The sequence below is a fragment of the Paraconexibacter algicola genome, from assembly GCF_003044185.1.
Lineage (GTDB): Bacteria > Actinomycetota > Thermoleophilia > Solirubrobacterales > Solirubrobacteraceae > Paraconexibacter > Paraconexibacter algicola.
In genome coordinates, this window is sequence record NZ_PYYB01000001.1 from 2,869,365 (window position 1) to 2,892,667 (window position 23,303).

A 23,303-nucleotide genomic window follows, 5' to 3' on the forward strand; every position below is an offset into this window, starting at 1 on the left:
ACCGGCGCTCCCGCACAGTACGGAGCATGATCACCCGCCCCAAGCTCATCGTCACCTCCGTCACCGTCGCTGCGCTCGGCGGCCTCGGCGCCATCGCGCTCGCCTCCCAGCCCGACGCGGCGGACCCCGCCGTCACCGCGGCGCCCGCCGCCGCCGTCACCGCCGCCCCGGTGGCGACGCCCGAGCCGGTCGTGGAGGTGCGGACCGAGACCGTGCGCCGCACCGAGACGGTCCCCGCCACCTCGCCCTCGCGCGGGAGCTCGTCCTCGTCCTCCTCGCGGCCCGCGCCCGTCGCGGCGGCGCCCGCGGCGAGCGCCGCGACCGCGCCCGTGCGCGTCGCCCGCGGCGACGACGACCGCTCCGACGACCACGGCGGCGAGCGCGAGCGCGACGACCGCTCCGAGGCCGGTGACGACCGCGGCGGTGACGACGACCGCTACGAGGCCGGTGACGACCGCGGCGGTGACGACGACCGCTACGAGTCCGACGACGACCGCGGCGACGACCACGGCGGCGAGCGCGAGGACGACGGCGAGGATGACTGAGCGCCGCGAACCCGTCCGCTGGCGCGCCCGCGCCACCCAGACGCTCGGCACGTCGGTGGCGTGCACGGTCGCGGCCGGCGGCTTCCTCGCCGTGCAGGCCGCGACCGGCAACGATCCGGCGCTGCAGCAGATCGCGGCCCGGGAGCACGCCGCCCGGGTCGCCACCCAGACCGCGGCCCGTGACTGGGCGCAGGCCAACGCCCGCGCCCAGGCGGCCGCGGCCACCCCGCGACGGATCGTCGTGATCCGCAAGGTCCTCGTCACGCGGCGCGTCGTCGCCGGCGCAGGCGGGGGAGGGGCCGCCGCCCCGGTCGTCCGCACCGCCGCGCCGGTCGCGGTCGCCCCCGCAGCGCCCGCGGCACCGGTCGCCGCCGCCCCGGCCCCGGCGCCCGTCCCGGTCGCGCCGCCGCCGCCCGTCGTCAGCCAGGGGTCGTGAGCGACGTGTGGGAGTCGCTCACCGTCCCGACCATGGGCACGCGGCTGACGCTCGTCGGCGGCGCGCAGGACCGGCCCCGCGCCGGCGTCGCCGCCCGCCTGCGGGCCGTCGCCGACGAGCTCGACCTGCTCGCCGCGCGCTGGACCCGCTTCGACCCGGCGTCCGACCTCGAGCGGCTCAACGACGACCCGCGCGACACCGTGCCCGTGCACCCGCTGCTCGGCCGGGCGATCGCCGCCGCGCTGTGGTGCCGCGAGCGCAGCGGCGGGCTCGTCGACCCGACCCTGGGCGCCCAGCTGGTCGCCGCCGGCTACGACCGCAGCTTCGCGCAGCTGCACGCCGCCGACGGCCGCGACGCCACCACCTCCCCGCGTGCGGGCGGGCCGCGACCGGACCGGCCGCATGTCACCGTCACCGCCGACCACCGCGCCGTCACCCGGCCGCCCGGGGTGCGGATCGACCTCGGCGGGACCGCGAAGGGCCTCGCCGCCGACCTCGCCGCGCGCCGCCTGCGCGACCTCGACCGCTACGCCGTCGACCTCGGCGGCGACGTCCGCGTCGGCGGCACCCGACGCGACCTGCCGCAGCAGGTGCTCGTCGCCGGCCCCGAGCCCGACGCCCCGGCGATCGCCCGCCTCACCATCGACCGGGGCGCCGTCGCCACCAGCACGATCGTCCGCCGCGCCTGGCGCGCCGCCGACGGGACCGTCGCCCACCACCTGCTCGACCCGCGCAGCGGCGCCCCCGCCGACACCGGCGTCGTGCAGGCCACCGCCCAGGCCCGGACCGCCCTCGAGGCCGAGCTGCTCGCCAAGCAGGCGCTGCTCGAGGGCCCCATCGCCGGGGCCGCGCTCTTGCGCGCCCGCCGTGGCGGCGTCCTCGTCCTGTCCGACCGCACCGTCCTGGAGATCCCCGCATGACCGTCGTCACCGACCACGCTTGGTGGCTCGCCTCCCGTGCCGCCGGGATCGTCGCGCTGCTCGCCATCACCGCCTCCGTGGGCCTCGGCCTGTGGGCGTCGATCCGCGCCCGGCGCCGCCCCGGCATGGCCGTCGCGATGCGCGGCGCCCACGAGCACCTCGCGCTCGTCGGCCTGATCTCGATCGGCCTGCACGGCGTCACCCTGCTCGGCGACCCGTACCTGCGGCCCGGCGTCGACGGGATCGCCGTCCCCTTCGCGCTCGACTACCGGACCGTGTGGGTCGCGGCCGGGATCGTCGGCGGCTACCTCGCCGCGCTGCTCGGCCTGAGCTTCTACGCCCGCAAGCGCCTCGGCGCGAAGCGGTGGCGCACCGCCCACCGCTTCGCGATCCTCGCCTACGTCCTGTCGGTGACCCACACGCTGGGCGCCGGCACCGACGCCTCGACCGCGTGGATGCGGACGCTGCTGCTGCTGACCGGCGCGCCGATCCTCGCGCTGTTCCTGCTGCGGATCACGCAGCCGGCGACGCCGGCCCCGCCGCCGAAGGCCCCGCGGGCACCGCGACCGGCTCCGGCGACACCTGCGTGATCGCGAGATCGATCGGGGTGGGGGCCGCGTGCAGCGCCTTGCGGTCCTCGCCCTTGCGCGGGATGCGGCTCATCGCCAGCTCGGTCATCGCCGTGATCGTCAGCGACGGGTTGACCCCGATGTTCGCGGGCACCGCGGCGCCGTCGCAGACCATCAGGTTCTCGTAGCCGAAGATCCGCTGCTCCTTGTCGATCACGCCGGTCGTCGCGTCCGCGCCGATGACCGCGCCGCCGAGGATGTGCGCGGTCGACGGGATGTTGAAGAGCGCCTCCATCGTGGAGGACTGCGGCACCCCGCCGGTGCGGTCCGCGAACCACTGGGTGACCGTGTTGCCGATCGGGATGAACGTCGGGTTGGGCTTCAGCGGGTCCTGCTCGGTGACGAGCTTGACGCCCTTGCCGAACCGCTTCGGCTTCGCCCGCAGCGCGATCGCGTTGTCGAGCGTCTGCATCACGAGGATGATGATCGCGCGCTTGCTGCCGCCCTTGAAGAACGTCGCCTTCCAGAACTGGCGCGGGTGGCGGATCGCCGTCGCCGCCCACTTCAGCGGCCGCGTCACGCGCGTCCCGTCCCCGGTGAGGATCGTGTTGAGGTACTGCATGGAGCCGCCCGCGTCGCCGTAGACGCACGTCTCGATGTGCGTGTCCGGGTCGGGGTAGATGCTCGAGGTGATCGCGACGCGGTCGGTGATGTCGGCCGGGAAGTCCTCGGGCACGGTGATGCCGAGGATCGCCTCGCTGTTGGTGCGCACGAGCTCGCCGAGCTGGTCGCTGATCGACAGCGAGCCGCGGTGCTTGATGTTCGCCAGCAGGCGGTTCGTGCCCAGCGCGCCGGCGGAGAAGATGACGCCGCGTGCGCGCAGCTCGCGGCGGCCCTTGCGCACCCAGGAGCCGGCGCGCTCGTCGGTGACGACGTAGCCGTCGGAGCCGTCGGCGCGGGCCAGCGGCCGCACGTCGAGCACCATCCGCGACGGCTCGACCCGCACGCCGAGCTGCTCGGCGAGGTACAGGTAGTTCTTCACCAGCGTGTTCTTCGCGCCGTGCGGGCAGCCGACCATGCAGCGGCCGCAGTCGATGCAGCCCGTGCGGTCCGGGCCCTCGCCGTCGAAGAACGGGTCGGGGACGGTGACGCCCGGCGTGCCCTGGTAGACGCCGACGCGGGTCTTGGAGTACGTGTCGCCGCAGCCGATCTCCTCGCCGAACTCCTTCAGCAGCTGGTCGGCGGCGTCGTCCTTCCAGTAGTCGGTGACCCCGAGCATCCGCTCGGCCTCGTCGTAGTGCTCCTCGAGGTCGACGCCCCAGTTGCCCAGGGAGGACCACTGGCCGTCGTTGTAGAACCGCTCGGGTGCCCGGTAGAGCGTGTTGGCGTAGCCGAGCGACCCGCCGCCGACCCCGGCACCGGAGGCGATGAAGATGTCCTTGAAGATCGACAGGCGCAGGATCCCGCGCATCCCGAGCTTCGGCGCGAAGAAGTAGTTGCGCGCGTCCCAGGTGCTCTTGGGGAAGTCCTTGTCCTCGAACCGGCGGCCGGCCTCGAGCACGAGGACCTTGTAGCCCTTCTGCGCGAGCCGCAGCGCGCTGACGCTGCCGCCGAACCCGGATCCGATGACGATCCAGTCGTAGTCGTACTGCCGCTCCACTCCAGCCATCCGTCCGTCCCTCTCCGTGCTTCGTGACCGTGCGGTCAGCAGCCTAGCGCAGGAACGTGACGCCTGCGTCAGGTTTACGCGGGCATGTGCCGGATCCGGTCGCGCGCCTCCGCGTAGCGCACCGCCTCGTAGGCGATCATCACGACGTACACCGCGGTGATCGCGGTCAGCGTCACGAGCGCGTCGATCTCGCGGGCGAGCGGGATCAGCGCCAGGCACAGCGCCGCCGCGGCGATCCGCCGCCACGCGACCGTCCGCACGTTGCGCAGCCGGAACAGCACGTGCCCGACGAGATACAGCGCCGCGCCGCCGCACAGCGCCACCGCCGGGACCGTCTTCAGCGGCTCGTCGACCTCGCCGAGCGTCTTCTTGATGCCCAGGGCGACGAGCACGATCCCCGCGATCATCAGCAGATGGATGTAGCTGTAGGAGTCGCGCGCCATCGCGTTGCGCACGGCCCCCGTCGCCTCGTGCAGGTGCCGCTCGGCGACCAGCGCCACCACGTCGAAGTAGACCCACCACAGCGCCGCCGTCAGCGCGGTCCCCAGCACCGCGGCGAGCACGACCGGCCCGGTCAGCTCCTCCTCCGAGGCGCCGACCCCCAGCGCGACGATCGACTCGCCCAGCGCGATGATCACGATCAGGCCGTGCCGCTCGGCGAAGTGCCCCGCCGACACGCGCCAGCCCCCGGTGCCGCTCAGCAGCCCGCCGCCGAAGTCGATCAGCAGCGCCAGCGCCCACAGCGCCCCCTGGAGCGTGCCGTCCGTGAACGCCGCGGCCAGCAGCAGCCCGCACGAGATCGCCGTGGTCGTCCCCAGCCGCTGGACCGCGTGCCGCAGGTCCACGTCGTCGTCCGACAGCGCGTACAGCCCGATCTGCAGGAACCGCACCACCGCGTACGCGCCCGCGAACACGACCGCGTCGTCGTCGAACGCCTCCGGGATCGCCAGCGACACCACGAGCATCGACGCCATCACGGCGAAGAACACGAGCCGGGTGACGCCCTCCTCCGGGTCGATGGCGTTCGTCAGCCACGCGTAGCCGACCCACGCCCACCAGACCGCGCCGAGCACGAGCATGCCGCGCGCCAGCCCCTCCGCCGACGGGTTCGCCGCCATCGCGGCGGTCACCTGCGTGAACGCGAAGACGAACACGAGGTCGAAGAACAGCTCGAGCGCCGTGACCTTCCGCTCGGCCTCGTCGTGCGTCTGCGGCACGAGCATCGGATCGTCGTCGGGCAGCGTGCGGGTCCCCATCGCCGCGCAATGCTACGCGCAGCCGCGCGACCCGGCCCCGGGCTCCCGGTAGGTTCCGCCCATGAAGATCCGAGCAGCTGTCCTGGAGGAGTTCGGCGCACCCCTGGTGGTGCAGGAAGTCGACCTCGCCGAGCCGAAGGCCGGGGAGGTGCTCGTCCGCGTCGTCGCGTGCGGCGTGTGCCACACCGACATGTACACCGCCTCCGGCGTCGACCCGTCCGGCTACGCGCCGACCGTGCTCGGGCACGAGGGCGCCGGCGTCGTCGAGCGCGTGGGGGAAGGCGTCAGCTCGCTGAAGGTCGGTGATCACGTCGTCACCCTGTTCGCGCCGCAGTGCCGCGAGTGCGACCACTGCACCTCCGGCAAGACGAACCTCTGCATGGCGATCCGCGCCGAGCAGAACAACGGCTACCTGCCCGACGGGACCACGCGCCTGTCCCGCGACGGCGAGCCCATCCGGCACTTCATGGGCACGTCGACCTTCGCGGAGTACACGGTCATGCCCGAGATCGCGCTCGCGAAGATCAACCCCGAGGCCCCGCTGGACCGCGCCTGCCTGTTCGCCTGCGGCCTGTCGACCGGGCTCGGCGCGGCGATGAACACCGCCAAGGTCGAGGCGGGCTCCACCTGCGTCGTCTTCGGCGCCGGCATGGTCGGCCTCGGCGCGGTCGCCGGCTGTCGCCTGCAGAACGCCGGGCGGATCGTCTGCGTGGACCTCTCCAGCGACCGGCTCGAGCTCGCCAAGGGGCAGGGCGCCACCGACACGATCGTCGCCGACGAGCACACCACCGAGAAGATCCTCGAGATGACCGGTGGCATGGGCGCCGACTACACCTTCGAGGCGACCGGGCTCGTCACGGTCATGCAGCAGGCCGTCGAGACCGCCCGCATGGGCTGGGGTCTCGCCACCATGGCCGGGGTCGCCGGCAAGGGCGAGACGCTCGACGTCATCCCCCGCTGGCTCATCCAGGGCCGCCGCGTCGCCGGCTCCTCGTTCGGCGGCGTCAAGGGCCGCGACGAGGTCCCGCAGCTCGTGCAGCGCTACCTCGACGGCGACATCGACGTCGACGCGTTCATGTCGCACCGCATCACCCTCGACGAGGTCAACAAGGGCTTCGACCTGATGCACCACCAGGACGGCATCCGCTCGGTCATCGAGATGGGGACCGCCTGAGCGGTCCGGTGGGCGGGGCCTCCCTGCGGGCGCCCCGCCGCGCTAGATCCCGGCCGCCGGCGGCGGCCAGCCCGGCTCCATCTCGTACTCGTCGTCCTCGCCGAGCGTGATCACCAGCGGGTCGTTGCCGCGGGCCGAGATCGAGATCGGGGTGTCCGGGTCGTTCGTGCGCCACGTGGCGATCACCGCGTCGCGCGGGCCGATGCGGCGGGTCAGGCCGATCACCGCCTCGGCGTAGTGCTCGACGCCGCCGATCATCGCGGCGATCTCCCCGGTCTCCCGGTTGACCTCGAACGGCGGGAGCTGACGGACCTCGGGCACGTCGGGCTCCGGGACGTCGAGCTCGATCGCGTGCGGGAGCTGGAAGACCTGCTCGTCCACGACCACCTCGATCGGGAGCAGCTGCCCGACGTCGACGAGCGCCGGGCCCTCGCCGACCCCGTGCTCCATCAGCGCGATCGCGCGGATCGCGCCGCTGCGGTGCAGGAACTCGCGCAGGAGCGCGACGACCGGGTCGAGCGGACCGACGGACGCGACGAGCACCGCGGGCTCGTCGTCGTCGCGCTGCGGGTCGGGGCCGGGGGCGTCGTCCATGCTCCCATGGTGCCATGTGGCTTCAGTCGGGCGCCCTTCCTGCCGAAGGAGGTCGGGATGGCGTCTCGCCCCGCCCCGGTTCCCCACCCCGACGAAGCTGCGAAGCAGGTCGCACTTGCCGACCTCTCCGGGGAGCTGCTCGCGCTCCTGCGCCCGGGTGGCGAGGTCGTCGACGCCAACAGCGCGTGGACGGAGCTGCTCGACTTCGAGCCCGGGATGGGCGTCGACGCCCTGCGGCAGCGGCTGCACGAGGACGACCGGCTCGCGTTCGAGGAGGCCCGCCGCACGGTCCTCCAGGGCGGCGACGTCCACGGCCAGGTCGTCCGCTTCCTCGCCCCCGACGGCCGCTGGCTCGAGCTGGAGTGGAGCTGCCGGCTGCTCGCCGACCACGGCCTGCTCGCGATCCGCGGGCGCGACGTCACCGAGCAGCGCCAGCTCGCCCGCGAGCACGACCGGCGCGCCCGCCACCTCGAGCAGGTCAACGACGAGCTGCGCGAGTTCGCCTACGTCGCCTCACACGACCTCTCCGAGCCGCTGCGCATGGTCACCAGCTACCTCGACCTCGTCCGTCGCCGCTACGACGAGCAGCTCGACGACACCGGCCGCGAGTTCATCCACTTCGCCGTCGACGGGGCGCACCGGATGCGCGCCCTGATCGACGACCTGCTGCGCTACTCGCGCATCGGCGGCGCGCTCCCCGACCACGCGCCCGTCGACCTCGACGCGCTGCTGCGGACCGTCTGCCAGGACCTCGAGGAGACGATCGGGGAGGCCGGCGCGACGATCGAGGCCGCGCCGCTCGGCACCGTCGTCGGCGACGCCACCATGCTCGGGCAGCTGCTGCAGAACCTGCTCGTCAACGCCGTGAAGTTCCGCACCGCCGAGCGCGCCCCGCACGTCACCCTCGGCGCCCGCCGCACCGGCGGCACGCTCGTCCTCGAGGTCAGCGACAACGGCATCGGCATCGACGCCACGCAGCTCGAGCGGATCTTCCAGGTGTTCACGCGCCTGCACTCGCGCGACGAGTACGACGGCACCGGCATCGGGCTCTCGATCTGCCGGCGGATCTGCGAGCGCCACGGCGGCACGATCACCGCCCGCTCGGTCCCCGGCGAGGGCACGACCTTCGTCGTCACCCTCCGCGACGAGGCGGTCGGCGCATGACCATCGTCGTCGGCACCGACGGCCGCCCGCGGCCCGCGCGCGACCACGGGCCCGGCGCCGCCGCGCTGCGGATCCTCGTCATCGAGGACAACCCCGGCGACGCCGTGCTCGTCCGCGAGATGCTCCGGGAGACCGCGGAGACCGGCTACGTGCTCACCCACACGCGGCGGCTGCGCGACGGGATCGCCCACCTGCTCGAGGCCGGCGCCGACTGCGTCCTGCTCGACCTCGCGCTGCCCGACGCCACCGGCCTGGACGCCGTCGCGCAGCTGCGCACGGTCGCCGTCGACCTGCCGATCATCGTCCTGTCCGGCCGCGCCGACGAGACGCTCGCGGTCCGCGCCGTCCAGGAGGGCGCCCAGGACTACCTCATCAAGGGCCAGGTCGACCCGCGGCTGCTCGCCCGCTCGATCACCTACGCGATCGAGCGCAAGCGCGCGGAGGTGCAGCTCGCCCACCAGGCGCTGCACGACGCGCTCACCGGCCTGCCCAACCGGGCGCTGTTCCTCGACCGGCTCGCCCAGGCGCTCTCGCGGATGGACCGCCACGAGGCCCAGGTCGCGGTCCTGTTCCTCGACCTCGACCGCTTCAAGATCGTCAACGACTCGCTCGGCCACGGCGCCGGGGACCGGCTGCTCGTCGACGTCGCCGCGCGCCTCCAGGACGCGCTGCGCGGCGGCGACACCGCCGCCCGCTTCGGTGGCGACGAGTTCGCCGTCCTGTGCGAGGCGGTCGACGGCGAACGCCAGGCGATCGCGATCGCCGAGCGGATCGCCGCCGCGCTCGACGCGCCCTTCCAGCTCGGGGGCGAGGAGGTGTTCGTCCGCACCAGCGTCGGCATCGCGCTCGCCGGCGGACGCGGCGACGGGGGCCCCGACGCGGTCGTCCGGGACGCGGACGCCGCCATGTACCGGGCCAAGGAGCGCGGCGGCGGCGTCTACGAGGTCTTCGACGACGGGATGCGCGAGCGCGCGCTGCGCCGGCTGGAGACCGAGAACAGCCTGCGCCGCGCCCTGCTGCACGACGAGTTCGTCCTGCACTACCAGCCGCAGGTGCGCATGGTCACCGGCGCGATCACCGGCGTCGAGGCGCTCGTGCGCTGGAACCACCCCGAGCGCGGCCTCGTCTCGCCCGCGGAGTTCATCACCAGCGCCGAGGAGACCGGGCTGATCACGACGCTCGGCGCCTGGGTCCTCGAGGAGGCCTGCCGCCAGTCGGCGGCCTGGAGCGCCGCGCGGCCCGGCCACCCCCCGATCACCGTGTCGGTGAACCTCTCGGCCCGCCAGATCGCCCACCCGGACCTCGTCGCCACCGTCGCCGCGACGATCGAGCGCACCGGGGTCGACCCGGCGACGCTGTGCTTCGAGGTCACCGAGACCGCGGTCACCGACGACCACGACCGCGCCGCCAGCGTCCTGCACCAGCTCAAGGCGCTCGGCCTGACGCTCGCGATCGACGACTTCGGCACCGGCTACTCGTCCCTGCGGGCGCTCCAGCGCTTCCCGTTCGACGCGGTGAAGATCGACCGCTCGTTCGTGCGCGGGATCGAGACCTCCGAGCAGGAGGCGGCGATCGTCGCCGCGATCGTCTCGCTCAGCCACGCGCTGGGACTGCGGACCGTCGCCGAGGGGATCGAGGACGTCCGCCAGGTCCAGCGGCTGCGCGGCCTGGGCTGCGACACCGCCCAGGGCTACTTCTTCGCGCGGCCCGCGGCGCCCGAGGCGCTCGCCGAGCTGCTCGGCGTCACGCCGGGGTAGCGAGCCGCGTCGGGGCGCTGCGGCCGCGCAGCACGACCGCGTCGCCGAGGGCCCACAGCGCCCGTTCGTCGGCGGCACCCGCCGCCTCCAGCGCCCGCTCGCTCGCGGCGATCAGCCGCGGCTGCTCCTTGGCCAGCTCGGTCAGTCGCGCCGCCTCGTTCACCGGATCGCCGATCACCGTGTACTCGAAGCGGTCCGCCGCGCCGACGTTGCCCGCCACCACCGTGCCGTAGGACACGCCGATCGCCGCCCGCACCCCGTCGACCTCGGCGACGAGGCGATCCTGCATCTCCCGGGCCGCGCCGAGCGCCGCGCCCGCTGGGTCGTCGTGGGCCAGCGGCGCCCCGAACACGCACAGCGCCCCGTCGCCCTCGAACTTGTTCACCAGGCCGCCGTGCGCGCGCGTGACCTCGACGACGACGGCGAAGAACGCGTTGAGGATCGTGACGACCTCCGTCGGCGAGCGGTCGCTGGCGAGCGCCGTCGAGCCGACGAGATCGACGAACAGCGCGGCGGCCTGACGTTCCTCGCCGCCGAGCCGCACCCCCTCCTCCATCGCGCGCTGCGCCACGTCGTGGCCGACGTGACGGCCGAACAGGTCGCGCACCCGCTCACGCTCCCGCAGGCCGCCGACCATCCGGTTGAAGCCCGCCTGCAGGAACCCGACCTCGCTCGCGTCGTTCACCGGCACGCTGACGTCCAGGTCGCCCTGCTCGACCCGGCCGAGCGCGTCGCGCAGCTGCGCCAGCGGATCCGCGATCGAGCGCGCGGTCAGCACGATCGCCAGCAGCCCGATCACCAGCGAGATCGCGCTCAGCGCGACCACCGACCGCGCGAGCTCGACACGCCCCACGTCCTCCTGCCCGAGCGCGACCGCGCACAGCACCAGCGCCCCGGTGATCGGCACCGCGCTGCCCAGCGCCCAGCCGAACACCGACCGCACCGCGACACCCGGGACGATCCGGTACCGCTGCGGGGCCGCGTCCTCGAGCGCGCGCGCGACGATCGAGCGGCCGAACCGCACCGCCAGCAGCGACGCGACCGCCGCGGTCGCCACCCCGGCGAGCAGCACGGTGATGCCGACCTCGAACGCCCACAGCGCGTCGACCGTCAGGTTCAGGCCGCTGAAGATCACCGCCGCGAGCGCCCACAGGCCCAGCTGCATCGAGAACAGCCGGATCGGCATCGCCACGACCCGGCGCCGCTCGCGCGCGGTCGGCGCCCGGCCCTCGCGCATCCAGACCGTCGCCCCGTCGCCGATCCGGCGACCGACCCGGACCCCGACCAGCAGCGCGAACGGCACGTAGATCGCGATCGCCACGAAGTTCCGCAGCGCCGTCTGCGACGCGAACGGGTCGACCGGGAGCGGCAGCACGAGCGTCAGCAGCAGCACGACGATCGCCACGCCGACGAGGCTCGACGTCACGCACGCCGCCACGATCGTCAGCGTCGTGATCCGCTGCACCGCGTCGTCGTGCGTCTCCCCGGGCGTGCCCGCGAGGACCGCGCGCAGGACCGCCAGCCGCTCGCGCAGCATCTACGGCGTGTACCGGTCGATGCGGCCGCTGCGGTACATCGACACGAACAGGGCGTCACCCGCCGGGGACAGCGCCACGCCGAGCGGGTCGCGCAGCGCGAACGGGCCCGCCAGCCGGTCCGGCGCCGCGTCGTAGCCGCCGTCGGACCGCGCGGCGAGCCGGATGCGCAGCACGTCGCGGCCGGTCGGGTCGCGCGGGCGGATCGTCGATCCGTTCTGCGCGACGAACGCGGTCAGGCCGCCGCCGTCCCAGTCGGGGGCCACCGCGATCCCGACGGCGCTGGAGTGCGTCGGGAGGTCCAGCAGCGGCGCGACCGTGCCCGCGCACGCCGGACCGCCCTGGCCGGCGCAGTCCGGGAAGCCGTAGTCGCGCACCGGGGCGCCCGTGTCGACGAGGTTCAGCTCGTCCGGCGGCCGGTCGGGGCCGAGGTCGTCGCGGCCGTTGTCGGTCACCAGCAGCCGGTCGGTGCCGGGGATGAACGCCAGCCCGTACGGGTTGCGCAGCCCGCGCGCCTCCGTGCGCAGGCCGCCGCCGTCCGGGGCGAACGACACGATCGAGCCGCTGTAGCGGCGCCGTGAGCGCTCCGCGTCGAACTCGCTGCCGACCCCGAGGTAGATCCGGCCGTCCGGGCCGACCGCCATCGAGTCGAGCGTGTGACGCCCGATCGGCAGGCTGCGCACGACGACCTCCTTGCGGTCGAACGAGCGGCCGTTGAAGCGGAAGTAGCGCACGACCCGGCCGGTCCGGCGGCTCGCCGCGTACGAGACGTACAGGCTGCCGCGCAGCCACACGAGCCCGAGCGCGACCGGCAGCCGCTTGACGACGTGGCGGGGCGCGCTGACCCCGGGACCCGCCGCCAGCCAGACCCCGTCGTCCGGGGCGGCGGCCCCGACCCCGGAGGTCGCCCACAGCCGGCCCTGCCCGTCGAACGCGAGGTTCGTGGGGGAGGGGACCTTCGCGACCGTCGTCCGGCCCGCCTGGGCGGCGGCCGGGACGGCGAGGGCGGCGAGCAGGAGCAGGCCGAGGGTGGCGATGCGGCGCACGCCGCGACCGTACTCGACCGGGCGGCGCCGCTCCGCTCAGGCGACGCGGCCGCTGATCGGCCGGCCGTCCGCGTCCCACAGGTTCAGCCGGCCGGCGCCGTCCGGGTACTCGCCCATCGCCGCCTTGTAGGCGCCGTCGTCCCCGTACAGCTCGAGCGTCGCCGGGCCCTCCGCGCGCTGCCCGACGCGGGTGCGCAGCGTCCCGTCGCCGTCCAGCAGCTCGATGCCCGTCGCCCCGTCCGGCCAGACGCCGAGGCCGGCGCGGTAGCTGCCGTCGCGGTCCCAGAACTCGACGCTCGCCTCCCGCTCGGGCTCGGGACCCTGGGCGAGCGCGGCGCGCAGGTGCCCGGCGGCGTCCCAGACCATCGCGCCCGCCGGACGGCCCGGGGCGTGGCCGACGCTCACGCGGTGGTTGCGGGCCTCGTCGAAGACGTCCAGGCCGCTGGAGCCGTCCAGCCAGGACCCGACCGCGACCCGGAACGTGCCGGCCCCGTCGGCGAGCTTCAGGGCGCTCGACCCGTTCGGCTCGACCGTCAGCGTGGCGCGCACCAGTCCCTGCTCGTCGGCGAGGTCGAGGGACAGCGCGCCGTCGGGCGCGGTGCCCAGCCGGGCGCGGACCCGGCCCTCCTCGTCGACGACCTCGAAGGCGGTGGCGCGAACGGTCTCCATGCCCGGGGTACGGGCCCGGGCGCGGGCCCGCTCAGGCGTGGCCCTTGCGCAGCCGGTCGGCGATCTCGCGCGCCCACGGCGACCCGACGGCGTCGAGCGCCTGCGCGCTGGCCTCGTGGTCGTAGGGAACGCGGCGCAGCTCGACCCCGTCCGGGTGCACGAGCGCGTAGGCCGCGCGCACGTCGCCGTCCAGTGGCATGCCGACGCTGCCCGGGTTCAGCAGCACCAGGCCGCCCGGTCCGGGCCGCTCGAACTGCAGGTGCGTGTGCCCGAACACCAGGCGCGGCTCCTGCACGCCCGCCGCGTTCTGGGCGTCGTGGTCGGTGTGCGTCGGCAGGAACGACGTCATGTCCGACCCGGCGCTGCCGTGCACCGCGCGCGTGGCCGTCCCGTCCGGCGGGTCGGGCAGCGCGACCTGCGCGTCGAGCGCGCCGAGCCGCCGCACGACCTCCGCGGGCAGCGCGGCGAGCGCGTGCGCGGCGGCCCCGCCGACGAGCTCGTTGTCCGGCCGGTCGCGGCTCGGGGTCCCGGCCAGCTCGTCGGCGAGCCAGCGGTCCCAGTTGCCGCGGATCCACGTCGTCGCGTCGGCGGGCAGCGCGTCGAGCCGGGCGACCGTCTCGACCGGCCAGGCACCGAAGGCGGCGTAGTCGCCGCCCAGCAGGTAGGAGCCCGCGCCCTGCGCGCTCGCGTCGGCGAGCACCGCCTCCAGCGCGGGCAGGTTGCCGTGCAGGTCGTAGAGCAGGGCCAGCGGCGCGGTCATGCCCACACGAATACCATCGGGCTGGTGGAGGTGCGCGGCCCGACACTCACGCTCCGTCCTCCGACCGCCGAGGACGTCCCGGCGCTGCTGGAGCTGGGCAGCGACCCCGAGGTCACCCGCTGGTTCAGCTGGGGCCCGTACCGCTCCGCCGACGAGCCCGCCGCCTACGTGCGCCGCGCCCGCGCCCGGCAGGACGCGGGCGAGCAGCTCGACCTCCTCGTGGTGCACCGCGAGGCCGGACCGATCGGCGTCACCGGCCTGTCGGAGTGGAGCCTGCGCGACCGGCGCGCCGTGGTCGGAACGTGGTTCGGCCGCGCGTGGTGGGGCAGCGGCGTGAACGCGGAGAGCAAGGCGCTCGTGTTCGCGCTCGCCTTCGCCGGCTTCGGGCTCGCGCGCGTCGGCGCGTACGCCGACGTGCGCCACGAGCGCTCCCAGCGCGCCCTGGAGAAGGTCGGCTTCACGCTCGAGGGCACGCTGCGCGCCTGGCACCGCCACGGCGACACGCAGAAGGACGTCCGCTTCTACGGCCTGCTGCGCGCCGATTGGGAGACCTCGCCGCTGCGCGAGGTCCCGTGCGACCTGCACGGCGACCTGCCGCCCGCGTTCCTCCCCGGCTGAGCGGCGACCCGTCCCGGCGTCGCCCTACGATGGCGGCGATGAGCGACACGTCGGGGACCCGGGTCGACCTCACCGCACCGCTGCCGGGCGGCGACGCGAGCGCGGTGCTGCGCTGGCGCGTCGCGCGCGGCGGCCTGCGCGGCGACGGGGACGCCGACCGGCTGTCCGCCACGCACGCGACGCTCGAGACCGTCGACCTCGACGGTCGTCGCCGCGAGCGCCGGCTGGACCTCTCCGAGGCCGACGCGTACCTCGCCGAGGCCCGCGCGATCCACGAGCGCGCCCGCACGATCAGCGCGGGAGCCGCGCAGCGCAAGGACGAGCACCGCGCCGCCCGCGAGCAGCTCGCCGCGACGCTCGACGTCACCTGCGCGCGCTGCGCGCAGCCACGCGAGTACCGCGGACGGCGACACCTCATGGCGGTGCAGCGACCCGAGCAGTTCGGGCGGCTCGAGGACCTCGGCCTGGCCCGCCCGGGTCTCGTCGTGCACCACGAGTACGCGTGCCCGCGGTGCGGGTCGATCGAGCTGTTCGCCGACGGCTTCGTCGACCACCCGGTCGCCAGCGCCGCCCCGGTCAGCTGACGAGCTGCGCGAACGCGCGCCGCAGGCCACCCGGCCCGCTCAGCGGCGGTGGGACTCCCAGGAGAAGCCGCGGATCGCGAGCGCGATGCCCGCCACGCCCCAGATCGCCACGACGGCCAGACCGCTGAGGTGATCCCCGAGCCCGGATCCGTCGACCATCGCCCCGGAGAGCCCGTCGATCAGGTGCGTCAGCGGCAGCGCCTGCGCGATGTCCCGCAGGAACGTCGGGGCGTTCTCCGCGTCGAAGAACACGCCGGAGATGAAGATCACCGGCAGGAACACGATGTTCACGTACGCGGGCGCGGCGTCGAAGTTCGGGATCACGTGCGACCACGCGACGCCGAGCGCGGCGAGCGTCACGACCCCGGCGAGCACGAACACGGCGAGCTCGAGGTAGTCCTTCGGCCAGTCGACGCCGAAGAACGCCTTGCCCGCGAGCACGACGAGCGTCACCTGCACGACGGCGTTCGTCACCGCGTTGGCGAACACGCCCGCGAGGTAGGCGCCGGACGGCAGCGGCGTGCCGCGCATCCGCTTGAGCACGCCCTGCTCGCGCAGGAACGTGAGGTTCATCGCGAGCGCGCTGAACGTCGTCGACATGACGCTCATGCCGGCGATGCCGGGCACGATCACGTCGAGGTTCTCCTGCGAGCCGCTGAAGACCGCGCCGAACAGCATCAGGAACAGCAGCGGCAGCGCGAAGTTGAAGAACGCCGCCGACGGGTTGCGCCAGAACATGCGGCGCTCGAGGCGGTACTGGTGCCAGGCGAGCGTCACGGCGTCAGCCACCGGAGCCCACCTCCTCCGCCGCGGTCTCCGCGGTCAGCTCCAGGTACACGTCCTCGAGCGTCGGCCGGGTGACGCTCAGCTCGCGCAGCGGCTCGTCGCGCGCGAGCGCCGCGCTCGTGAGCTGGTGCAGCAGGGCGGTGGGGTCCTCGGTCTCGCGCGTCTCGAGGTCGCCCGCCTCCGTCCGCCAGGTGACGCGGTAGCGGGAGGAGCCGACGCCGAGCGCCGCGGGCGGACCCTGCGCGACGATGCTGCCCTCCTTGAGGATCGCCACGCGGTCGCACAGCGCCTGCGCCTCGTCGAGGTAGTGCGTGGTCAGCAGCACGGTCTTGCCGAGGTCCTGCAGCGAGCGCACGACGTCCCACGCGGCGCGACGGGCGGCCGGGTCGAAGCCCGTGGTCGGCTCGTCGAGGAAGATCAGCTCCGGGTCGCCGACGAGCGCGAGCGCGAAGTCCAGGCGCCGGGCCTTGCCGCCGCTGAGCGTGCGGACGCGCTGCTCGCCGACGTCGCCGAGGCCGGCGAGCGCCAGCACCTCGTCGACGTCGCGCGGCCGCGGGTAGAGCTTGGCGAAGTGCGCGACCGCCTCGCGGACCCCGATGTGCCGGTACATGCCCGTGGACTGCAGGACGATCCCGACGCGGGAGCGCAGCTCGCGGGGCCGCTGCGCGGGGTCGTGGCCGAGCACGGAGACGATCCCGCTCGTGCGCGTGCGGTACCCCTCCAGGATCTCGACCGTCGTGGTCTTCCCGGCCCCGTTGGGACCGAGCAGGCCGAAGACCTCGCCGCGGTGGACGTCGAAGTCGATGCCGCGGACGGCCTCGTGCGCACCGTAGGCGCGCCGGAGTTCGCGGACGAGGATCGCGATGTCTGCCGAGGGGCTGGCCGGCATCAGTGCCCCGCATCATGTCAAGGTGGGGTCCTTGCGGTGCGCCTGCATCGACATCGGCAGCAACACCACGCGGCTCCTCGTGGCCGAGCCGGACGGCTCGACGCTGCGCGATCTCGACGGTGTCCGCGCGTTCACGCGCATCGGCGCGGCCTGCCGGGAGGACGGCACGATCCCGCGCGAGAAGATCGACGAGGTCGCGCTGACGGTCGCCTCGCAGAAGGCGATCGCGTCCGCCGCGGGCGCCGAGCGGCTGCGCGCGGTGGCCACCGCGGCGATCCGCCGCGCGCCGAACCGCGACGAGCTGCTCGCGGCGATCCGCGAGCGCAGCGGCGTCGAGGTCGAGGTGCTCAGCGGGGAGGACGAGGCGCGCCTGGCGTTCCTCGGGGCGACCGGGTCGTGCCCCGGCGCGGTGGTGCTCGACGCGGAGGGCCCGGTCGCGGTCGTCGACGTCGGGGGCGGCTCGACGGAGATCGTCGTCGGCACCCCGGGCGGCACGGTCGACTGGGTGGTGTCGGTGCCGCTGGGATCGAGCGTCCTGCCGATCGAGCGCCCCGAGCCCGACGGGGTCCCCGACCCCGCGTCGGTCGCCGCGGCGCGCGCCGCCGCCCTGCAGGGCTTCGACGGGATCACGCCGCCCGCCGTGACGCGCGCGGTCGCGGTCGGCGGCAGCGCCACGTCGCTGCGGCTGCTCGCGGGCGAGACGCTGTCCCCCGCGGGGCTCGACCGCGCCCTCGACGTGCTGCTCGAGCTGCCCGTCGACGCGGTCGTCGAGCGGTTCGCGCTGCACCCCGACCGCGTGCGGATGCTGCCCGCGGGGCTCGTGCTGCTCGGCGCCGCCTCCGGGGCGCTCGGCGGGCGCCCGCTGGAGGTCGGTCGCGGCGGTCTGCGCGAGGGCGTCGTGCTCGAGGAGCTGGAACGTGGCGGGTGGTCGGCCGCCGGGTAACCTGGGCTCGTGGCCAAGGCACGACCGATCAAGGGCCTCTCCCCGGACATGCGCTTCGGCGACGCGGCCGCGCGCACCGTCCGCGTCCGTGCGCAGGAGCTGATCGACCACAGCGAGGGCGTCCTCGACACGAGCTCGATCCAGCGCGTCCACGCCATGCGCGTCGCCAGCCGTCGCCTGCGTGCCGTGCTGGAGATCCACCGGGCCTGCTTCCCGCCCGAGCTGTTCAAGCCCGTGCTGCGCGAGGTCAAGGACCTGGCCGACGCCCTCGGCGCGCGCCGCGACCCGGACGTGCAGCTCGCGTCGATCGAGGAGTTCGCCGCCGCGCTCGGCGCGGGCGAGCAGGCCGGGATCGCGCTGTTCGCCGACCGCCTGCGCGCCGAGCAGGAGGAGGGCAACCGCGTGCTCGCCGACGCGCTCGCGCGGATGCGCCACAGCGACCTGCCCGCCCGCCTGCAGGAGCTCGCCGACAGCGCTACGACCCCGGAGCCTGCGGTGGAGGACGTCTCCGCGGAGGCGCCCGAGTCGCCTGCCGCCGAGTCCGTGGACGTCTCCGCGGAGGTGCCGGGCGTCCCGGTCGCCGGCCCTGCAGACGCCTCCGCGGAGGTGCCGGACGTCCCGGCGGCCGAGCCCGCAGACGCCTCCGCGGAGGTGCCGGACGTCCCGGCGGCCGAGCCCACGGACGTCTCCGCGGAGGTGCCGGACGCCCCGGCCACCGGCCCGTGGGAGGGGCGGCCGGCGCTCTGGGACCTGCCGGCGCAGCCCGCGGCCGGTCCCGCCGCCACCCCGCTCGGGGAGCGGCCTCCCCGACCGCCGCGCCCGCCCCGGCCCGCGCCGGCGCGGCCGGACGCCGACCCGGCCACGGGCACCGACCTCGCGCCCGCGCCGACGCGGACCGGGCTGCTGCGCGTCCTGCGGAGGTCCCGATGAAGGCCCGCAAGGTCGCGGGGCTCGACCCCGACGGCACGCTCGCCGACAACGTCGCGCGGATCGTCCTCACCCGCCTCGACGAGCTCTGCGCGTTCATGCCCCGCGCCGAGGACCCCGAGGAGGTCGAGGCGCTGCACGACATGCGCATCGCGGCCAAGCGCCTGCGGTACATCCTCGAGCTGCACCACGGGAACTTCGGGCCCTACGCCGCCGACGCGGCCAAGCGCGCCAAGCAGCTGCAGTCCGTCATCGGCGAGATCCACGACTGCGACGTGACGATCCCCCGCGTCGAGGAGCTGCTGGACGAGGCACGCCGCGCCGACGTCGCCGCGATCCGCGCCCGCGCCGCCGGGCAGGACGACATCGAGCCCGCGCTCGCCGCCGCGACCCCGCACGCCGAGGCCTACCAGGGTCTCGAGGCGATGCGCTCCTACCTGCAGGCCCGGCGCGAGCTGCTGTTCGAGGGCTTCCTGCGCACCTGGCTCGAGCTGCAGCGCGAGGGGTTCCGCCCGCGGCTGGAGTTCGCGCTCGGCGAGCGACCCGCGACGATCACACCGTCTTCACAGGATGGCAACGTGGCGCGGGAGGAGCCGCACCTACCGTCCGGGTGACATGAACGAGCCGCCCAGCACCCCCGAGGCCGTCCAGGAGCCGATCCGCGCCGTCGACACCACGGCCGTCGAGCAGGCCGTCGCGCCGGCGGTCCCGTCCGACCTCGACGCGCCCGCGCTGTACTTCAACCGCGAGCTGTCCTGGCTGGAGTTCAACAACCGGGTGCTCCAGCTCGCCGAGGACGAGCGCCAGCCGCTGCTGGAGCGCGTGAAGTTCGTCGCGATCTTCAGCTCGAACCTCGACGAGTACGTGATGGTGCGCGTCGCCGGCCTGCACGACCAGATCGACGCCGGGCTCGTCGACCGCGGGCCGGACGGCCTGACGCCGTCCGAGACCGTCGACGCGATCCGCAAGCGCGTCGTCGAGCTGTGCGAGCGCCAGACCCGCTGCGTCGAGCGCGACCTGCGCCCGGCGCTCGAGCAGCACGGCATCCGGATCGTCGACCACGCGGACGTCGACGAGCACGACCGGCGCGATCTCGCCGAGCGCTACCGCCGCCAGATCTTCCCCGTGCTCACGCCGCTGGCCGTCGGGCTCGGGCGGCCGTTCCCGTACATCTCCAACCTGTCGCTCAGCCTCGCCGTGCTCGTGCGCGACCCGGTCAGCGGCGTCTCGACCTTCGCGCGCGTGAAGGTGCCCAAGGAGATGCTGCCGCGGTTCGTCGAGGTCGCCGAGCACGTCTTCGTGCCGCTCGAGCAGGTCATCGCCGCGCACCTCGACGCGCTGTTCCCCGGCATGGAGATCGTCGACCACGGCGTCTTCCGCGTCACCCGCGACGCCGACTTCCAGGTCTCCGACGAGGCCGACGACCTCCTGCGGGCGGTCGAGGCCGAGCTGCGCCGCCGCCGCTTCGGCGAGGTCGTGCGCGTCGAGATCGACAGCGCCATGAGCGACGGTCTGCGCGAGCAGCTCGTCGAGGCGCTCGGCGTCGAGCAGCGGCAGGTCTACGTCCAGGACGGCCTGCTCGACCTCGGGGACCTCTGGCAGATCGTGAAGCTCGGCGGCTTCCCCGAGCTGCGCGACACCCCCTGGTCCCCGGTCACCCAGCCGCGGCTGCAAGGGGAGGACGGCCACCGCGCGGACCTGTTCGCCGCGATGCGCCAGGGCGACATCCTCGTCCACCACCCCTACGACTCGTTCAGCTCGTCGGTCGAGCGATTCGTCGAGCAGGCGGTCAGCGACCCGGACGTCCTCGCGATCAAGCAGACCGTGTACCGGACCTCCGACGACTCGCCGCTGGTGCCCGCGCTGATCCGCGCGACCGAGCGCGGCAAGCAGGCGGTCTGCCTCGTGGAGCTGAAGGCGCGCTTCGACGAGCGCGCGAACATCGCCTGGGCGCGCGAGCTCGAGGAGGCGGGCGTCCACGTCGTCTACGGCCACCCGTCGCTGAAGACGCACGCGAAGTGCGTGCTCGTCGTGCGGCGCGAGGGCGACGGCGTGCGCCACTACGTCCACGTCGGGACCGGCAACTACCACTCGTCGACCGCGCGGCTCTACACCGACTTCGGCCTCTTCACCTGCGACGAGCAGATCGCCGGCGACGTCGCGGACATGTTCAACTTCCTCACCGGCTACGCGCGGCCGCGCGCGTCGCGCCGGGTGCTGGTCGCGCCCAACCACCTGCGCGACGGGATCATCGAGGAGATCGACGCGACGATCGCCGCGCACCACGACGACGCGCCCGCGCGGATCGTCATGAAGATGAACTCGCTGGTCGACAAGAAGTGCATCCGGGCGCTCTACCGGGCCTCCCAGGCGGGGGTGCGGGTCGACCTGAACATCCGCGGCATCTGCTGCCTGGTGCCCGGCATCCCCGGCGTGTCGGAGAACGTCCACGTGACCTCGGTCGTCGGCCGCTTCCTCGAGCACTCGCGGATCTTCGGCTTCGAACGCGCGGGGGAGCTGCGGATCTACATCGGCTCCGCCGACCTCATGCCGCGCAACCTCGACACGCGCGTCGAGCTCGTCGCACCGGTCGACGATCCGGTGCTGCGCGACGACCTCGCCGACACGCTCGAGCGCTGCTTCGCCGACGACAGCAACGCCTGGGACCTCGACGCCGACGGCACGTGGACGCGCCGCACCCCGGGCCCCGAGCCGCGCTCGGTGCACCGCGAGCTGATGCTCGGCCACCAGGCCCGCGCCGCCGAGGGCCCGGCGGCCTAGCCTCCCGGCGCGGCGCGGCGCGGCGCGGCGCCGCGCCGCGCCGCGTCAGGGGCGGTCGCGCAGCGCCGCCGCGAGGACGTCGACCACGTGCCGCACGCGCGCGGCGCGCCAGCGCGGCGCGGTCGCGTCGATGCCGAGCCCAGCGAGCATCGTGTCGGCGTGCGCGTCGGGGAAGAAGCACAGCCCGACCGTGGTGACGAGCAGCTGGCGTCGCGCGGCGGGCGGCCAGGGCACCGCGAGCCCGTCGAGGACGACGTCGAGCGCGTCCTGCACCGCGGTGGAGTGGGGAGGACGCGCGGGACCGATCCGCCGCCCCTCGTTGAGCGCCTCCCAGGCCATCAGCCGGACGAACGCGGGCCGCTCGGCCAGGAAGCCGACGTACCCGCCGACGATCGCCGCCAGCGCGCGGCGCAGGGTGGCGTCGTCCAGCGGCCGGCGGGCGTCGGCGACGAGCGCCCGCACGCGGTCGGCGACCGGGCGCAGCGCCGCCTCGCGCGCGTCGAGCTCGCGGCCGACGACGGCCTCGTAGAGCCCGTCCTTGTCCCCGAAGAAGTAGGCGGGCAGGGCCGACGACACGCCGGCGTCGGCGGCGATCCGTCCCATCGCGGCACCGTCGTAGCCGTCGCGAGCGAACGCGTCGCGGGCCGCGTCGAGGATCGCCTCGCGGCTCGCGTCGGCGTCACGGCGCCGCCGCGGACCGGATTGCGTACTTCCTGATTGATCAGTAAGTTGCGCGGCCATGTCCCGAGCATCGCACACCGGCCGGTCGGTCGCCCACGTCGACGGCGTCTGGTTCGACGACGCGCGCGACGCGACGATCGGGGTCCTGGACCACGGGCTCCTCTACGGCGACGGCGTCTTCGAGGGCATCCGCTTCTACGGGCCGGAGCCGTTCGCGCTCGACGCGCACCTCCGTCGGCTGCGCGCGAGCGCCCGGGCGCTGGTCCTCGACGTCCCCTGGAGCGACGAGGAGCTGGGCGCGCTCTGCCGCGAGACCGCCCGGCGCACCGGACTGCAGGACGGCTACATCCGCCTGGTCGTCACCCGCGGGATGGGCGCCCTCGGCGTCTCGCCCGCCTCGTGCGAGCGTCCGTCGCTGATCCTGATCGGCGCGCCGCTGGCGCTCTACCCGGCGCAGGCGCTGGAGCAGGGGGTGGACGTCGTGACGAGCTCGCTGCGGCGCGCGGCCTCCGACGCGCTCCCTCCGCAGGTCAAGTCGCTGAACTACCTCACCAACGTGCTCGCCTCGATCGAGGCCCGCCGGCAGGGCGCGCACGAGGCGCTGCTGCTCGACGCCGAGGGCCGCGTCGCCGAGTGCACCGCCGACAACCTCTTCGTCGTGCACGACGGCGTCGCGCGCACCCCGCCCGCCACCGACGGCGCGCTGCGCGGCATCACCCGCGACCACGTCGTCGGCCTGCTCGACGCCGCCGGCGTCCCGGTGATCGAGGCCTCGCTCGTGCTCGCCGACGTCTGGACCGCCGACGAGGCGTTCATGACCGGCACCGGTGCGGAGGTCGTCGCGATCCGCAGCGTCGACGGCCGCCCGTTCCCCGCCGCGCCCGGCCCGCTGACCCGGCGCGCGCAGGAGCTCTTCGCCGCCTCCGTGCGCGCCGGCTGACCGGGCCGGCGTGGCGTGCGATGCTCGCCGCGCGATGAGTTCCGGCCGCCGTCCCGGTCA

The 23,303-nt window shown here is 74.7% G+C and carries 24 protein-coding genes; 14 read left to right on the top strand and 10 right to left on the bottom strand.

Features of this window, described 5'->3' with window-relative positions:
* Positions 1-26 precede the first annotated feature (26 nt).
* The 4 genes from C7Y72_RS13505 to C7Y72_RS13520 are packed head-to-tail and all read left to right on the top strand — an operon-like array spanning position 27 to position 2,491.
* Positions 27-545 carry a hypothetical protein gene (locus C7Y72_RS13505; protein WP_107569344.1) on the top strand — a complete coding sequence of 173 codons (519 nt, stop codon included), beginning with the start codon at positions 27-29 and terminating at the stop codon, positions 543-545.
* A complete protein-coding gene (locus tag C7Y72_RS22825) occupies positions 538-981 on the top strand; it encodes a hypothetical protein (RefSeq protein WP_146175372.1) in 444 nt (147 codons plus the stop codon). The genes C7Y72_RS13505 and C7Y72_RS22825 overlap by 8 nt, the downstream gene beginning before the upstream one ends.
* A complete protein-coding gene (locus tag C7Y72_RS13515) occupies positions 978-1,901 on the top strand; it encodes an FAD:protein FMN transferase (RefSeq protein WP_107569346.1) in 924 nt (307 codons plus the stop codon). The genes C7Y72_RS22825 and C7Y72_RS13515 overlap by 4 nt, the downstream gene beginning before the upstream one ends.
* Positions 1,898-2,491: a ferric reductase-like transmembrane domain-containing protein gene (locus tag C7Y72_RS13520; RefSeq protein WP_107569348.1), complete on the top strand. Its 594-nt coding sequence runs from the start codon at positions 1,898-1,900 to the stop codon at positions 2,489-2,491. The genes C7Y72_RS13515 and C7Y72_RS13520 overlap by 4 nt, the downstream gene beginning before the upstream one ends.
* On the opposite strand, the gene C7Y72_RS13525 is transcribed toward C7Y72_RS13520, so the two are convergent.
* Positions 2,415-4,139, bottom strand: a complete 1,725-nt coding sequence (locus tag C7Y72_RS13525; protein WP_107569350.1) for a GMC oxidoreductase — start codon at positions 4,137-4,139, stop codon at positions 2,415-2,417. The two genes, C7Y72_RS13520 and C7Y72_RS13525, sit on opposite strands and share 77 nt — an antisense overlap.
* Positions 4,140-4,213: 74 nt before the next feature.
* On the bottom strand, positions 4,214-5,395 hold the full coding sequence (locus tag C7Y72_RS13530; protein ID WP_199223937.1) for a low temperature requirement protein A: 1,182 nt from the start codon (positions 5,393-5,395) through the stop codon (positions 4,214-4,216).
* 61 nt (positions 5,396-5,456) lie between these two features.
* Here C7Y72_RS13530 and C7Y72_RS13535 point away from each other — a divergent pair, with 61 nt between their 5' ends.
* Positions 5,457-6,569 carry an alcohol dehydrogenase catalytic domain-containing protein gene (locus C7Y72_RS13535; RefSeq protein WP_107569352.1) on the top strand — a complete coding sequence of 371 codons (1,113 nt, stop codon included), beginning with the start codon at positions 5,457-5,459 and terminating at the stop codon, positions 6,567-6,569.
* 42 nt (positions 6,570-6,611) lie between these two features.
* Here C7Y72_RS13535 and C7Y72_RS13540 read toward each other — a convergent pair whose 3' ends face one another.
* The gene (locus C7Y72_RS13540) at positions 6,612-7,163 is read right to left on the bottom strand and encodes a hypothetical protein (protein ID WP_107569354.1); all 552 of its coding nucleotides are present in this window, start codon (positions 7,161-7,163) and stop codon (positions 6,612-6,614) included.
* Positions 7,164-7,220: 57 nt separating this feature from the next.
* Between C7Y72_RS13540 and C7Y72_RS13545 the strand changes: the two genes are divergently transcribed.
* Positions 7,221-8,327, top strand: a complete 1,107-nt coding sequence (locus tag C7Y72_RS13545) for a sensor histidine kinase (RefSeq protein WP_158276846.1) — start codon at positions 7,221-7,223, stop codon at positions 8,325-8,327.
* Positions 8,324-10,084, top strand: a complete 1,761-nt coding sequence (locus C7Y72_RS13550) for a putative bifunctional diguanylate cyclase/phosphodiesterase (protein WP_107569358.1) — start codon at positions 8,324-8,326, stop codon at positions 10,082-10,084. Before C7Y72_RS13545 ends, C7Y72_RS13550 begins: the two co-directional genes overlap by 4 nt.
* Here C7Y72_RS13550 and C7Y72_RS13555 read toward each other — a convergent pair.
* The 4 genes from C7Y72_RS13555 to C7Y72_RS13570 are packed head-to-tail and all read right to left on the bottom strand — an operon-like array spanning position 10,071 to position 14,094.
* Positions 10,071-11,621, bottom strand: a complete 1,551-nt coding sequence (locus C7Y72_RS13555; protein ID WP_107569360.1) for an adenylate/guanylate cyclase domain-containing protein — start codon at positions 11,619-11,621, stop codon at positions 10,071-10,073. The genes C7Y72_RS13550 and C7Y72_RS13555 overlap by 14 nt on opposite strands.
* Positions 11,622-12,665 carry a PQQ-dependent sugar dehydrogenase gene (locus C7Y72_RS13560; RefSeq protein WP_107569362.1) on the bottom strand — a complete coding sequence of 348 codons (1,044 nt, stop codon included), beginning with the start codon at positions 12,663-12,665 and terminating at the stop codon, positions 11,622-11,624. It lies immediately after the preceding gene.
* Positions 12,666-12,701: 36 nt separating this feature from the next.
* A complete protein-coding gene (locus C7Y72_RS13565) occupies positions 12,702-13,334 on the bottom strand; it encodes a hypothetical protein (RefSeq protein WP_107569364.1) in 633 nt (210 codons plus the stop codon).
* A gap of 31 nt (positions 13,335-13,365) precedes the next feature.
* Positions 13,366-14,094, bottom strand: a complete 729-nt coding sequence (locus C7Y72_RS13570) for a metallophosphoesterase family protein (protein WP_146175373.1) — start codon at positions 14,092-14,094, stop codon at positions 13,366-13,368.
* Positions 14,095-14,118: 24 nt separating this feature from the next.
* On the opposite strand from C7Y72_RS13570, the gene C7Y72_RS13575 reads away from it, so the two are divergent.
* Both C7Y72_RS13575 and C7Y72_RS13580 read left to right on the top strand, forming a co-directional pair.
* A complete protein-coding gene (locus C7Y72_RS13575) occupies positions 14,119-14,712 on the top strand; it encodes a GNAT family N-acetyltransferase (protein WP_107569368.1) in 594 nt (197 codons plus the stop codon).
* Positions 14,713-14,750: 38 nt separating this feature from the next.
* Positions 14,751-15,296, top strand: coding sequence for a hypothetical protein (locus C7Y72_RS13580; RefSeq protein ID WP_107569370.1), 546 nt, complete (start codon positions 14,751-14,753; stop codon positions 15,294-15,296).
* A 39-nt stretch (positions 15,297-15,335) separates the two neighbouring features.
* Here C7Y72_RS13580 and C7Y72_RS13585 read toward each other — a convergent pair whose 3' ends face one another.
* Both C7Y72_RS13585 and C7Y72_RS13590 read right to left on the bottom strand, forming a co-directional pair.
* Complete coding sequence (locus C7Y72_RS13585; RefSeq protein WP_107569372.1) at positions 15,336-16,085, bottom strand: ABC transporter permease; 750 nt, start codon at positions 16,083-16,085, stop codon at positions 15,336-15,338.
* Positions 16,078-16,971: an ABC transporter ATP-binding protein gene (locus C7Y72_RS13590; protein WP_107569374.1), complete on the bottom strand. Its 894-nt coding sequence runs from the start codon at positions 16,969-16,971 to the stop codon at positions 16,078-16,080. Before C7Y72_RS13590 ends, C7Y72_RS13585 begins: the two co-directional genes overlap by 8 nt.
* A 22-nt stretch (positions 16,972-16,993) precedes the next feature.
* Here C7Y72_RS13590 and C7Y72_RS13595 point away from each other — a divergent pair, with 22 nt between their 5' ends.
* Genes C7Y72_RS13595 through ppk1 form a run of 4 tightly spaced genes read left to right on the top strand, consistent with a single transcriptional unit; the run spans position 16,994 to position 21,622 of the window.
* Positions 16,994-17,914 carry a Ppx/GppA phosphatase family protein gene (locus tag C7Y72_RS13595; protein WP_158276847.1) on the top strand — a complete coding sequence of 307 codons (921 nt, stop codon included), beginning with the start codon at positions 16,994-16,996 and terminating at the stop codon, positions 17,912-17,914.
* A 9-nt stretch (positions 17,915-17,923) separates the two neighbouring features.
* Positions 17,924-18,844, top strand: coding sequence for a CHAD domain-containing protein (locus C7Y72_RS13600; RefSeq protein ID WP_107569378.1), 921 nt, complete (start codon positions 17,924-17,926; stop codon positions 18,842-18,844).
* A complete protein-coding gene (locus C7Y72_RS13605; RefSeq protein WP_107569380.1) occupies positions 18,841-19,455 on the top strand; it encodes a CHAD domain-containing protein in 615 nt (204 codons plus the stop codon). The genes C7Y72_RS13600 and C7Y72_RS13605 overlap by 4 nt, the downstream gene beginning before the upstream one ends.
* A 1-nt stretch (position 19,456) precedes the next feature.
* Entirely contained in the window at positions 19,457-21,622 is a 2,166-nt protein-coding gene (gene ppk1 / locus C7Y72_RS13610; protein WP_107569382.1) for a polyphosphate kinase 1, read from the top strand.
* Positions 21,623-21,667: 45 nt separating this feature from the next.
* On the opposite strand, the gene C7Y72_RS13615 is transcribed toward ppk1, so the two are convergent.
* Complete coding sequence (locus C7Y72_RS13615) at positions 21,668-22,363, bottom strand: TetR/AcrR family transcriptional regulator (protein ID WP_107569384.1); 696 nt, start codon at positions 22,361-22,363, stop codon at positions 21,668-21,670.
* Here C7Y72_RS13615 and ilvE point away from each other — a divergent pair.
* The gene (gene ilvE, locus C7Y72_RS13620; RefSeq protein ID WP_107569386.1) at positions 22,362-23,243 is read left to right on the top strand and encodes a branched-chain-amino-acid transaminase; all 882 of its coding nucleotides are present in this window, start codon (positions 22,362-22,364) and stop codon (positions 23,241-23,243) included. The genes C7Y72_RS13615 and ilvE overlap by 2 nt on opposite strands.
* The last annotated feature ends 60 nt before the right edge of the window (positions 23,244-23,303 follow it).

Coding starts and splice junctions, on each gene's coding strand:
- C7Y72_RS13505 (WP_107569344.1), top strand. CDS start 27: ATGATCACCCGCCCCAAGCTCATCGTCACCTCCGTCACCGTCGCTGCG.
- C7Y72_RS13540 (WP_107569354.1), bottom strand. CDS start 7,163: ATGGACGACGCCCCCGGCCCCGACCCGCAGCGCGACGACGACGAGCCC.
- C7Y72_RS13580 (WP_107569370.1), top strand. CDS start 14,751: ATGAGCGACACGTCGGGGACCCGGGTCGACCTCACCGCACCGCTGCCG.
- C7Y72_RS13605 (WP_107569380.1), top strand. CDS start 18,841: ATGAAGGCCCGCAAGGTCGCGGGGCTCGACCCCGACGGCACGCTCGCC.
- C7Y72_RS13615 (WP_107569384.1), bottom strand. CDS start 22,363: ATGGCCGCGCAACTTACTGATCAATCAGGAAGTACGCAATCCGGTCCG.
- C7Y72_RS13530 (WP_199223937.1), bottom strand. CDS start 5,395: ATGGGGACCCGCACGCTGCCCGACGACGATCCGATGCTCGTGCCGCAG.
- C7Y72_RS13520 (WP_107569348.1), top strand. CDS start 1,898: ATGACCGTCGTCACCGACCACGCTTGGTGGCTCGCCTCCCGTGCCGCC.
- C7Y72_RS13570 (WP_146175373.1), bottom strand. CDS start 14,094: ATGACCGCGCCGCTGGCCCTGCTCTACGACCTGCACGGCAACCTGCCC.
- C7Y72_RS13545 (WP_158276846.1), top strand. CDS start 7,221: ATGGCGTCTCGCCCCGCCCCGGTTCCCCACCCCGACGAAGCTGCGAAG.
- C7Y72_RS22825 (WP_146175372.1), top strand. CDS start 538: ATGACTGAGCGCCGCGAACCCGTCCGCTGGCGCGCCCGCGCCACCCAG.
- C7Y72_RS13555 (WP_107569360.1), bottom strand. CDS start 11,621: ATGCTGCGCGAGCGGCTGGCGGTCCTGCGCGCGGTCCTCGCGGGCACG.
- C7Y72_RS13590 (WP_107569374.1), bottom strand. CDS start 16,971: ATGCCGGCCAGCCCCTCGGCAGACATCGCGATCCTCGTCCGCGAACTC.
- C7Y72_RS13550 (WP_107569358.1), top strand. CDS start 8,324: ATGACCATCGTCGTCGGCACCGACGGCCGCCCGCGGCCCGCGCGCGAC.
- C7Y72_RS13535 (WP_107569352.1), top strand. CDS start 5,457: ATGAAGATCCGAGCAGCTGTCCTGGAGGAGTTCGGCGCACCCCTGGTG.
- ilvE (WP_107569386.1), top strand. CDS start 22,362: ATGTCCCGAGCATCGCACACCGGCCGGTCGGTCGCCCACGTCGACGGC.
- C7Y72_RS13525 (WP_107569350.1), bottom strand. CDS start 4,139: ATGGCTGGAGTGGAGCGGCAGTACGACTACGACTGGATCGTCATCGGA.
- ppk1 (WP_107569382.1), top strand. CDS start 19,457: ATGAACGAGCCGCCCAGCACCCCCGAGGCCGTCCAGGAGCCGATCCGC.
- C7Y72_RS13565 (WP_107569364.1), bottom strand. CDS start 13,334: ATGGAGACCGTTCGCGCCACCGCCTTCGAGGTCGTCGACGAGGAGGGC.